We start from the raw sequence: 12,229 nt of genomic DNA on the forward strand, positions 1-12,229 counted from the left end.
CGTTAAAGATATATGCAACGCGGTATGCAGCAGTTGTTTCGGCTTGAACACTTACCCCTTTAAACGCAAGTAATATGTTAAAGTTGCGGACGTTTTTACAGTATTAACCATAAAGATTACAAAATTGATACTATAGTCCGATAACGCATCAGTGAAAACCCGCGGCCTGACAAGGTTTTCTGAAAAGTGCAGAAAAGCAAAAAAGGACATCAGTCCCCCCTTATAGGACTGTGCCCATTTATATTACTTTTACAAAAAGCGAAATGAACACCGGGTCATCACCCTGAAGTCACGAATCTCTTACATCAAATGTAAAAAAGTACATCTTATTTCCTAAATTCCGACTCTATTATTCGGATTCCATAATTGTGTCCAATTTGCAAAAAAATTCCGGTTGCCGCTTTAGACCATTCGGGATATGCTTATAAAACAGGAACACATGTTCCAAACTGTAAATGAAATGTAAAAAATACGGCTGAATAGCTCTGTCTGTACGTGAACAGCCGAATCATGGAATAAAGGAGATACCCGTTATGTCCCGCAAAGATGGACGCGTCATTATGCTCGCAGACTGCCAGTCATTTTATGCCAGTGTGGAGAAATCGGCACATCCCGAATACAAAGACCGTCCCCTCGTCGTAGCGGGAGATCCAGCGCGCCGTTCCGGCATCATCCTTGCGGCCTGCCCTATTGCCAAATCTTATGGAATTACGACGGCTGAGCGACTCGGTGAAGCCCTTGCCAAATGCCCGGACGCTGTCGTCGTTCGCCCCCGGATGGCAGAATACATTCGCGTGTCACTGCACATCACCCGGATTCTTCAGTCCTACACTGACCTTGTTGAGCCCTACAGTATTGATGAGCAGTTTCTCGATGTCACCGGAAGCCTGGAGCTGTTCGGCAGCCCGGAGACGATTGCTCGCAGCATTCAATCCCGGGTCATGGAGGAGACGGGCGTATATATTCGGATTGGTATCAGTGATACCAAAGTGGTGAGCAAAATGGCCTGTGACTTATATGCCAAAAAAGTCCCCGAAGGCATCTGTGTACTGAATCGTGAGGACATGGAGAAAACAATCTGGACCAAACCTGTCCGGGAAATGTTCATGGTCGGTTCACGGATGGGGAAACATCTCTCTAACATGGGCATTCGTACATTAGGTGATCTGGCACAGACACCTCTGTCCAGACTGAGGGAACGCTGGGGAGTTAATGGTGAAGTCATATGGCGCATTGCCCGCGGCATGGACGATTCACCCGTGAAACCCGGCACATACACGCATCAGCAGCAGGGCATCGGACATCAGATGACGCTTCCTAGAGATTATGCGTCTTGGGAAGAGATCAAGGTTGTCCTGCTTGAGCTGGCAGAGCTCGTCTGCCGACGTTCACGAGATAAATCACTAATGGGCAACGTTGTCTCGGTGGGATGCCGCGGGCAGGATTACGACCGTCCAACTGGCTTTTCGCGCCAGATGAAGGTGAACGAGCCAACCAACATTACAGATGAAGTCTACGATGCCGCTGCGGCGCTCTTCCTTCGTCATTGGGACGGATTACCCATCCGCCGCATCAGCATCTCACTGACCGGGCTGGTGCCTGATTCCGAAGTACAGCTGTCCTGGTTCGATGATCGTGAACGCAAAAGAGAACTGGAACGTGCCACAGATGACATCAAGCGCAAGTTCGGAGACACCGCCATCATGCGGGCTTCCTCGCTCTGCTCGTCTGCACAGGCACAGGACCGTTCCCATAAAATCGGAGGTCATTACAAATGAGTAAAAAACTGCAGCAAAACGGACTCTTTGAGTCTTCACGTATGATGCTTCCCGAGCACCGGGAAGCTTACATTCTTCATCAGGAACAGCTTGCTCCCCGGACCCGTCCATCACTGGATGCTCAGGCAGCGGAAGAAATGTCACGTTTGCTCAGCAATTCAATGATGCTTGGAGATGTGGTGACCATAACCCTGTTCGATGAACATGACGATATCCGGTTTACTGGACAGGTGCTGAAGCTAGATCCTGCTGTACGTACGCTAAGGCTGCGGACATCAAACGGGACCCGGGACGTTCAGATGAATCTGATTACCAATGTGACACTGGCAAATGAATGACGCAGCAAAAAGCAAGTTCCAACGTTCAAACTGATATCGGCAATAGGAACTATCACTTTACCAACTCTCATTAGCGAATATTCCGCGATAGATGCAGCCAAAATTATGCATGCAGGACCGTTTTCCTACACTTCAATATGGCCCTCTATGGCATCCAAACACCCATTCTCGCCGAAGCTGCCTTCGGCCCAAAGAAGCAAAATGACCGATAAGTGATTCATCGGCCATTTTAGTGGGTATATGGGGAAATCTTCAGAAAAGACTCCAGTCAAATTCCTTGGAAAGGCGCTCCAGCAAATGCACGCCCGCAATGCTGTTCCCTTTTCGATTCAGTGCCGGTCCTACAAGACCAATGCCAAATTGACCAGGAACAAGGGTGATAATCCCGCCGGATACACCGCTTTTGGCTGGCAGTCCGACTTCAATGGCAAATTCACCCGATGCGTTATACATACCGCAGGTCGTCATGAAGGTTTTGGCAATCTGTACATAACGACGGGGAATGAGCTCATTTTCCGTGATCGGATCTGTACCATCATGAGCAAGCACCAGAGCCATGCGGGCCAGATCCGCACAAGTCACCTCGATTGAACAGTGGCGGAAATAGACACAGAGCACATCTTCCACATCTTCCTTGATTACACCATTATGCTTCAAAAAGTAAGCCAGCGAACGGTTCAAGTGACCTGTCTCCGATTCGGACCGGAATACCTCTTCGTTATAGTCCAGCCGATCATTGTTCGCGAGCTTGCGGAAAAACTCCAGAATTCGCCGTGACTTCTCTTCCTTGCAGTCTCCCGCGACCAGGGAGGAGACCGTTATGGCTCCTGCATTGATCAGCGGATTAAACGGGATACCCGGTTCAACCAGTTCAAGCTTGATCATCGAATTGTAATCGTCACCCGTAGGTTCTTTTCCTACATTAAAGAAAACAGCTTCTTCCCCATGATCCATCAAAGCGAGAATTAGTGTGAACACTTTCGAGATGCTCTGCATCGTAAAGGGTACACCGCAATCTCCGGCAGACACATGATTGCCTTCGGCGTCCATAATATGTATGCCCAGCTCATCCTGTGAAGCCTTAACCAGCTCCGGGATATAGGAAGCAACCTTTCCCTGCCCTGTATGCAGACGACTGGTCTCCAGCCATTCCGGCAGCAATTCGTTCAGACGCTCCATTACCGTATTGCTCATCTCCATCCCCTCCATATCTCTGTGCAGCATCCTGCATCATTTCCGGCCGGGCATGAGCTCCATTGCCAGGTATAAGCAGAATGTGTATCTATTATTACCCTTCTGGCATGATCGGTTACCCACGTACCCTAAGGTTTAATTCCAGAATCTCGCCGGGGAGTCCTTCCATATCGCCTGTCCACGTCGATACAAAGTTCTGTCTGGTTAATATTCGGCGGGATGCCACGTTGGATGGGTCAATGATCGCATAGAGCACATCTATTCCCGCCGCCTGTGCTTTTAGAATGAGACGTGACGCAATGGACGTGCCATGACCTTGGCCCCAGTATTCAGGCATAACCATATAGCCCATCTCTGCTCGGGACGAATCGGATTCATCCGGAATGAGTTTGGCGTAAGCCAGCCCAGCTCCATCTGCATTTGATACCCGGTAATATCCGCAGCTGGATCCCAGATTATAATCAAGCATGGACCGGAATTGGTTCTTCGCCTCATCCTCCGGGAGCGTACGTTCCGTAATTTGTTTCATGACTTCCATATTGGAAACCAGAGCATAATAGTCTGCAAAATCAGGTTCAGCATATTTAACGAAGTTCATTGAAATCCTCCTCCAGCTCCGAACAGATGTTGTTGTCCGTTAATTCACCTAGAGTATAGCAGAAGCACAGGATACAATGCACGCTGCCTCCAAGCGATCTCCTACCAACCAGTAGTGTACCCCTAACCCTATTGAAAAAAGCGGCCTCCGTAGAGACCGCCATTCACTTATTTAATATAGAACATTACATTATAATGAACGATATTCAAAATTCGAATTCACTCAGCTTGCCCGGGATGAAGGTTTGAGACTCATGTGACCTTCATGCTGACGTGTACGACGATTTTGACCCGGAGGTGTAATCATCAAGGCAAGCAGCAGGGAAACAGCACAGAGGATGGCAATAACGATAAACGTCAGATGGAATCCGCCCAGCAGGGCACTGATAAAGGATCCAGCCAAGGCTCCAATTCCAAATCCCTGATAGATGACGCCATAGTTTTTGCTCTGATTTTTCAGTCCGAAGTAATCCGCGACAATCGCCGGAAATACGGTAATGTTACCACCGAAACAGAACGCAACTGCAGCCACGCAGGCGAAGAACACGCCATAGGTCAGCGGAACGAGGCTTAGTATCATCACCGCGACTGCTGTAACCAGCAGTGCCCCGGCAATCACTTTCATCCGGCCTACTTTGTCCGACAAGGCCCCCAGAATGATACGCCCTGCCGTATTGAAGATCGCAACCATTGCTACAGCATTCGCAGCGGTAGCCACGTCAAGACCTGCCAGCTGTACGCCGATGTCTTTGACAATACCGATCAGATACAAGCCGCTCATACAAGCCGTGAAGAAAATAACGAACAGCATATACGCTTCTTTGGTACGAAGCATTTCTTTTACCGTGTACTGATGACGAATAACTTCTTCCTGCTTCGCCCCTTCAGTCTTGCTAACAGGAGCCTGTTCACGAACAACGGCTTCACGAATCAGGAAAGATCCGGCCACAATCAGGACCAGGACGATGATACCCCAATACATAAATGCCTGGGCAGGTCCTACAGCACCAATCAATGCCGAGTTCACATATTTAAACAACAGACTGCCTGTACCAAAAGCACCAACGGAAATACCCGAGATGAGACCTTTTCGTTCCGGGAACCATTTGATCAAGTTGGATAACGACGTGATGTATGCGGTCCCGTCTGCGAACCCAACCACGAATCCCGCCAAAATGTAGAGCAGTGTTAATGAAGTAACCTGAGAACTGAGCACCAGTCCCAGACCAAGAACAATCCCTGCAACACGGATCAGGCGCTGAAGTCCCCATCGTTCCTGCAATCGGCCTGCAAACAGCGTAGCAAATGCGAGTGCAAAACTCGTGATCGAAAAAGTTATCGCGACCGAGCTGACGTCCCATCCGAAACGGTCAGACAGCGGTTGATTAAATAAACTCCAGGTGTAGATGGTTCCAAGGCCCATTTGTACAATAATGGTTCCCAGTACAATAAGCCAACGATTCATTTTGATGGATGTCGATGCTGAGTTAGGTGCTGATGAAATAGCTGCTTTCATCGTGATCTCCCCTTTGCCGATGTCATGTCTGAGCACACTGTCCATCATTTGGTGAATGACAATGCTGCTTTGAATGCGTTCACAAGCTAATCATACATGAAAGGGGATTCATATCACCGATTTAAGCATGAGTTGCATCAGAGACGGAATGAAATGCCTCTATATGCGCATGAGCTGCCTGAATTCCTTGACCTTCCCCCGGCTAACCGGCACTTCCGCTTCCAGATCGCGCAGACGGAGCAGATAGGTATTGTTAAACCAGGGTACAATTTCACGAACTTGAGACAGATTAACCAGATAAGAACGGTGACAGCGGAAAAAGGACTCCTGAGGCAGTCGACCATGAAAATCCGAAATGCTCACTGGCATCGTAAACTCACCATTTTTGGTATACACCTTCGTTACTTTCTCTTGTGCTTCCGCATAATAAATGTCGGCTGTATCCGTTACGATAATGTTATCGTTTCGCAGCAAATTAATTCGTATTCCACTTCCAGCGACAGATGCTTTGGGCGATGATCCTTGTACGGACGTGTCATCCATCACTTGAGCCTGCCCATTTTCAACCAATCCCTCTCCCGCATGATCGCGTTTGAAGGCATTCTCCAGCTTAAGCAGCATGGCTGCGATTCGTTTCTCATCATATGGCTTCAGAATGTAGTCAAAGGCTTCCAGCTCGAATGCTTCTGCTGCATGCTCCTTATACGCTGTCGTAAAGACGATGTAAGGCTTACTGGCGAACTTCCCAATATGATGGGCCAGCATCATGCCGTCCAGGGATGGAATGTTAATATCGAGAAAAATAACGTCGACTTCCTGCTCCTGCAGAAATTTTAGGACATCCAGTCCATCTTCCAGGCAGGCAACCACTTCAATCTCACTATGTTCCTGGATCAAATAATTCAATTCTTCACTTGCAGGAATTTCATCTTCCACGATAAGGGCTCTCATAGACCAATCACCTTGTCACGACATCTCCTTTGGGTACATCAAAAATAATATCCGTTCCTTGCTCCAGCCGCGTAATGGTTACACCTTGCCCATAAATGAGCTTCACCCGCCGATGAACGTTATATAGACCAATTTGATTCCCCGGCATCCGGTCATGATAGACCTTCTCAATGATATCGGGGTTAATTCCAGCACCGGTGTCACTGACTCCTATCCGTACAAAATCAGGGTAATCCTGTACCCGAATTCGTACTGTTCCAGGACCTTTGACCTTGAGGACACCATGAATGATGGCATTTTCAACAAGTGGCTGAATGACCAGACTTGGAATATGCACAGCTACTTCATCAATCTCATAGATCACGTTAAGCCTGCTGCCATAACGGGCTTTCTCAATTTCCACATAATTGCGGACCTGCTCCAGCTCCTTATGGATATCGATCAGCTCATCCGACAGCTCCAGATTGTAGCGCATATAACCCGACAAATTCACAATCAGCTCCCGTGCCCGGTCAGGCTTCGTTCGAATCGAAGAAGCAATCGCGTTCAGCGCATTGAAGAGAAAATGAGGATGAATGGTCGTCTGCAACGCCCGCAGTTCCGCTTTGTTGGCGGCTGCCTTAATCTCTTCGACCCGGGATACTTCCATCTGAGTCGAGATAATCTGGGATAGTCCCACAGCCATCGTTTGCAGGGGATACGTAATTTTATAAGCCTTACGGTAATAAATCTTCAGGGCTCCCGTGACCTCGCTCCGCTCCTTGAGCGGAATAATCAGCAGGGAATGGATATCCGGTGTCTTCTCATCTGTCACATCATTACTGATCGTAATCTCTCCGCTCGAGATCGTCTGTTTCGTCATCTCGCTAATAATCTCATTGCCGATATGATATCGTTCTTCCCCGAACCCGACATAGGCGAGTACATTGCGAGTATCCGTAATGGCAACAGCGTCAGCCTGGATATCCTCCTGAATAATGCGACAGATGGTCCGCAGGGAATCCTCATCGATGGAGCGGAAGTAGGGCAGTGTTTTGTTCGCTATTTCCAAGGCCAGTTTGGCCTGGCGTGCTGCGATCATTTCCTTTTCCCCTTCCACACTCTGCACCAGCAGTACGATCAGTCCAATATTGACCTCACCCAGAATCATGGGCAATGCAATCTTGGATACGATGTCCGCACCGAGCGGGTCCGGATAGGAATATAACAGAATCAGCAGCATCGTAAGTGCCTCACAGATCATCCCGGCCGCAATACCAACCATCCACCGCTTCGACTTGGGAGTGTATTTGTGAATGTAACCCGACACCAGACCAGCAATGATACTCGTTATGAGACACGGAACGGCTGTAATCCCATCCATATCAATCAAATACCGGTGCACTCCCGATACGATCCCCGTAATAATGCCTACAGGTGCTCCAAACAAAATACCACCTGACAAAATGGCGATAATCCGCACATTCACCAGTGAACCTTCCACATTGATCCCGGTATAGGTGCCAAAGATCGCAAAAGCACAGAATAACAGCGTCACCGCTGCATACTCCTGCGGCCTTAGTTTCCCCTTCTGTAAAATCTGTCTAAAACGAGGTACCCTCGATAAAAAGAATAAAAAGATAATTAGCAGCGCCGCCCGCTCAAATAAACCCAGCAGCATCGTAAACATTTCCATGAAGCCCGCTTCCTCCAAATCCATCAAAAATCAGCCTTATGCCTTATACCTTATACCTTATACCTTATACCTTATACCTTATACCTTATACCTTATACCTTAATATTGCGTCTCCGGCTTTCGTTCCATTTTACTTGATCCTATGAATGCTCATTTTGCGTTCATCCCTTTTTTGCTCGTATGCACCAGTTTACCGCTCTGCCAAGGAGAAAGCAAAGTCATCCGCTGGAAATGAGAAGTAAAAGGATGCACTGGGGAGTTGTTTGCTCCATTCAGACAGACTTTAAGGAATCCGTTGCACTTTATTACGAGAATTAATATGGATTGAAAACTTTAACGAACCTATGCCACGCTATATAAGAAAAAACTACAATCACCCTCGCGAAATGATGGAATAACAGCTCTACAATTCGTTACGACACCGAACCTGATAAATATACCCGGATAGCGTGCGTTCAGTTCGCTACAACTCTTTTAGCTTTTCGTGAAACCTGTCCTTATCATGCATCACGGACGCTTGTCTGATGTCTAACATCAAAAAAGGCAGCCCATAAGTCATTTTCCTGACTTATGAACTGCCCCGCTCTTTAACCAACCTACACCCCGGTGTAGGTTGAGTTTTTATAAAATGAATATTGAATAACACAGTAGCGGAGAGTGCAGAACCAATCTGGAGAAGCGAAGCGCTCGCCTTTATTCCCGGATTTCCCCATTCAAAAAGGGCGTACAAAAAAATCCGGGAATAACAGCGATCGGAAGATGGTACTGCAATCGTAGCGGCCTCGTAGTGCTCATTGTGAATGGCAGTTCATTTTATTATCCTCAACCTACAGCGACCTCACCGAAACATCCCCCACAGCTTAATCAAATGAAACGTATTGTTGGGATCAATCTTCTGGGCGATGACGAAGGCAACGAACTGCTCCTCCTGAGCTGACGAGAAATTTTCATTCAAGATGACAGCAGATGACTTGACCAATCTTCTAACCTTGGCCCGATCCTGAAGGTCGGACTTCGTAATTCCGTCAATCAGCTTTTTGATGCGATCTTTGACAGCAGGATTCTTCATCTTTAATTTGATCCGCTCCACCAGCTGCGGACTGATTCCATATTGTTGATAACCCAAAACGTACAGCACCTCCCAAAAATGAACTCACTTTTTATTCATATGACGGGAGGGCTTGTTCACTTGACCTTTTTCGCACGAAATGCAGGAAAGCCATGCATCCAGGCCACAATCAATCGATCAGATCACCCTGGAATACCTGCTGCTGCTGTAAATACTCTCGCAAAGCTGTATAGTCCACAGATGTCCAGAAATTTGGATCGCCGATCAAACTGGACACATCATCCCTCGCTTGCTCCAATACGGCAAAGTCTGCAACCATATCCGCCAGGCGGAATTCCGGTAATCCACTCTGTTTGGTCCCGAAGAAATCCCCCGGTCCCCGCAGATCGAGGTCACGGCGGGAAACTTCAAAGCCATCCTCCGTTTCGGTCATGACCTTCATGCGCTCCTGCCCAACCTCTGTTTTGGGATCGGCGATGAGTACACAATAGGACGCGTGGGCACCCCGGCCCACACGGCCGCGAAGCTGATGCAGCTGGGACAGGCCAAAACGGTCCGCATCCATGATAACCATTAACGTAGCATTCGGTACATCGACGCCGACTTCCACTACCGTGGTGGAGACGAGAAGCTGAATATCATTGCTGTAGAACGCACGCATCATCTCTTCTTTCTCCCCAGCGGTCATGCGTCCATGCAGCAGGCCAACACGATAATTCGGAAAATTCTGCTGCATCTGCACATGCAGATCAATTGCATTTTGGACATCCAGCTTCTCGGATTCCTCAATTAGAGGGCATATGAGATAAGCCTGACGGCCCTGATCCACTTCACGGGAAATGAATCCGAGTACACGCTCCATCATGTCATGTTTAACCCAATAGGTGGAGATCGGAATTCGTCCCTTCGGCCGTTCCGAGATCGTAGATACTTCAATATCCCCAAATGCCGTAATCGCCAGTGTCCGCGGAATGGGAGTTGCCGTCATCGTTAACACATCGGGATTATATCCTTTTCGCCGCAAAATGCTGCGCTGGTTCACCCCGAAGCGATGCTGCTCGTCCGTCACGACAAGACCAAGATCACGGAAAAATACATCTTCCTGAATCAATGCGTGGGTACCTACCACGATATCAATCATCCCCATTTGCAATGAAGCGATCAGATCCTTGCGTTTTCGTCCATTTACGCTGCCCGTTAGAAGGCCCACCGTTACGCCAAAAGGTTCAAACAGCTTTTGCAATGATCGCATATGCTGCTCGGCCAGGATCTCGGTAGGAACCATTAAAGCTCCCTGGAAACCGGAACGAACGGTGGTATACAGGGCTATGGCTGCAATCACCGTTTTACCCGAACCCACGTCGCCTTGCAGCAAGCGGTTCATGGAATAAGGTGAACGCATATCATGGAGGATTTCCAGTTCCACCTTCTTCTGAGCATCTGTCAGTTCAAACGGTAGACTGCGCACAAACTCGCGAATGGTGGCATTATCCGTTGTATGCACAACCCCATCCATCCGGTTTCGGTTTAATGCACGATAAGCCTGCATCTTCAGCTGGAACAAAAACAATTCTTCATAGACCATGCGCTGTCTGGCCTGCTGGCCTTCCCGATTATCCTGCGGACGGTGAATCCCCGCGATCGCCTGTTTACGAGGCATCAGCCCGTATTTCTTCATAAGAGATGGAGGTAAAATCTCCGGAATCATGTCTCCAAATTGAATTAACCCCTGATTAATCGTCTTGCGCATCCAGGATTGTGTCAGCTTTCCCGTTACCGAGTAGACCGGCTGCAGCGTACCAGAACGGCCATCTCCCTTATCCGGAAACTCCGAATCCGAGACGGTCATCTGCATGCGCTTTTGCTCCCACTTCCCGGTAAGCACAATTTCGCGGTTCGGCGTAAGCTGGTCTTTTAGAAAATGCCGATTAAACCAGGTTGCCGTAATCATCCACTCTTCGGTCATCACCTTGCAGGTGAGACGGGACTTTTTACCATAGCGCTGCAACACCGGAATACCCATGATCTTACCCTGGACCGTAATCTTGTCCCCGTCTTTCACTTCACTAAGAGAGCGCAGACGATAATCCTCATAACGAAACGGATAGTATTCAAGCAGGTCTTTAACACTAGAGATGCCAAAGGCGTGAAGCTCTCCCTCTTTGAGAGCACTCACGCCGTTAATTTGCTTAACCGATATTTCTTCCAATTTCATGTCTAATCCCTCATTCCGGAACAGGCCACATAAAGATGGCAATAACGCCAGGCCCAACATGGCTGCCAATAACGGCTCCAATATTGGTGTACACCACTTCATTCAGTGTAAAATGCCCACGCAGCTGCTCTGCACAAGCAATCGCTGATCCGGGATCTGCGGTATGGCCTACGGCCACATTCACACGCTTACCCGCAAGGTCCTGCTGAAACAGCTCAATGATGCGTGCCATTGCTTTTTTGTGTCCTCTGACTTTTTCAACAGCGTATATGACACCTTCCTCATCAATGGACAAGATGGGCTTAATATTCAGTAAGGTGCCCAGGATAGCCGCTGCCTTCCCGATCCGCCCGCCTTTTTGCAGGTACTCCAGTGTATCCACCAGGAAAAACAGCTTGCGGCTCTTCTGCATAGCTTCCACAGCTGCAGCAATCTCGGCTGCAGACTTGCCCTGACTCGCCAGTTCAGCTGCCTGAACAACCATCAGACCATATCCATAAGATGCCGACTTGGAGTCCAGCACCGTAATGTCGCCATCGCGCTCCAGCAGGGATTTGCCCAATAGTGCCGATTGATAGGTTCCACTCATGCCTGATGACAGGTGAATCGAGACAATCGGACGTTCCGGGTCTTCATCCAGCAGAGTCTGGTAGATGTTCATGAATTCGGTTGGCGAAGGCTGTGACGTTGTAGGTAACGCCGAAGCCTTCTCCAATTTGGCATAAAACTGTTCCGAAGTCAGATCCACGCCGTCTGCATAACTTTCTTCACCAAACAGCACGCGCAGTGGAACCACATGAATTCCGTATTTACGGACAAGCTCTTCCGGTATATCTGCGGTACTGTCTGTTACTATCGCAATCTTATGGCTCAAGCGAGATTCCTCCTTGCGTGAG

10 protein-coding genes are annotated in these 12,229 nt (G+C 48.5%); 2 read left to right on the top strand and 8 right to left on the bottom strand.

The genetic code is table 11. The annotated features are described in order from the left end of the window. The first annotated feature begins 533 nt into the window (after window positions 1-533). Window positions 534-1,778 (top strand): DNA polymerase IV, encoded by a 1,245-nt coding sequence (locus GUA98_RS19605; protein ID WP_193724162.1) that lies wholly within the window; start codon window positions 534-536, stop codon window positions 1,776-1,778. Continuing rightward, window positions 1,775-2,116, top strand: a complete 342-nt coding sequence (locus GUA98_RS19610; RefSeq protein WP_193724163.1) for a YolD-like family protein — start codon at window positions 1,775-1,777, stop codon at window positions 2,114-2,116. Before GUA98_RS19605 ends, GUA98_RS19610 begins: the two co-directional genes overlap by 4 nt. Window positions 2,117-2,368: 252 nt before the next feature. On the opposite strand, the gene glsA is transcribed toward GUA98_RS19610, so the two are convergent. The 8 genes from glsA to GUA98_RS19650 all read right to left on the bottom strand — a co-directional run bounded on the left by glsA (window position 2,369) and on the right by GUA98_RS19650 (window position 12,207). Next, window positions 2,369-3,310, bottom strand: coding sequence for a glutaminase A (glsA, locus tag GUA98_RS19615; protein WP_193724164.1), 942 nt, complete (start codon window positions 3,308-3,310; stop codon window positions 2,369-2,371). 115 nt (window positions 3,311-3,425) lie between these two features. Further along, on the bottom strand, window positions 3,426-3,908 hold the full coding sequence (locus GUA98_RS19620; RefSeq protein WP_153979336.1) for a GNAT family N-acetyltransferase: 483 nt from the start codon (window positions 3,906-3,908) through the stop codon (window positions 3,426-3,428). Between the two features lie 222 nt (window positions 3,909-4,130). Continuing rightward, window positions 4,131-5,423 (bottom strand): OFA family MFS transporter, encoded by a 1,293-nt coding sequence (locus tag GUA98_RS19625; RefSeq protein ID WP_193724165.1) that lies wholly within the window; start codon window positions 5,421-5,423, stop codon window positions 4,131-4,133. Between the two features lie 159 nt (window positions 5,424-5,582). Continuing rightward, the gene (locus GUA98_RS19630; RefSeq protein ID WP_193724166.1) at window positions 5,583-6,374 is read right to left on the bottom strand and encodes a LytR/AlgR family response regulator transcription factor; all 792 of its coding nucleotides are present in this window, start codon (window positions 6,372-6,374) and stop codon (window positions 5,583-5,585) included. A 7-nt stretch (window positions 6,375-6,381) separates the two neighbouring features. Then, window positions 6,382-8,049, bottom strand: a complete 1,668-nt coding sequence (locus GUA98_RS19635) for a sensor histidine kinase (protein WP_193724167.1) — start codon at window positions 8,047-8,049, stop codon at window positions 6,382-6,384. Window positions 8,050-8,887: 838 nt separating this feature from the next. Continuing rightward, window positions 8,888-9,175 carry a stage VI sporulation protein F gene (locus GUA98_RS19640; protein ID WP_095359342.1) on the bottom strand — a complete coding sequence of 96 codons (288 nt, stop codon included), beginning with the start codon at window positions 9,173-9,175 and terminating at the stop codon, window positions 8,888-8,890. A 112-nt stretch (window positions 9,176-9,287) separates the two neighbouring features. Further along, window positions 9,288-11,333 carry an ATP-dependent DNA helicase RecG gene (recG, locus tag GUA98_RS19645; RefSeq protein WP_153979338.1) on the bottom strand — a complete coding sequence of 682 codons (2,046 nt, stop codon included), beginning with the start codon at window positions 11,331-11,333 and terminating at the stop codon, window positions 9,288-9,290. A gap of 10 nt (window positions 11,334-11,343) precedes the next feature. Continuing rightward, window positions 11,344-12,207, bottom strand: a complete 864-nt coding sequence (locus GUA98_RS19650) for a DegV family protein (RefSeq protein ID WP_153979339.1) — start codon at window positions 12,205-12,207, stop codon at window positions 11,344-11,346. Window positions 12,208-12,229 lie beyond the last annotated feature (22 nt).

The sequence above is a fragment of the Paenibacillus sp. P13VS genome, from assembly GCF_015143645.1.
GTDB classification, from domain to species: Bacteria; Bacillota; Bacilli; order Paenibacillales; family Paenibacillaceae; genus Paenibacillus; species Paenibacillus xylanilyticus_A.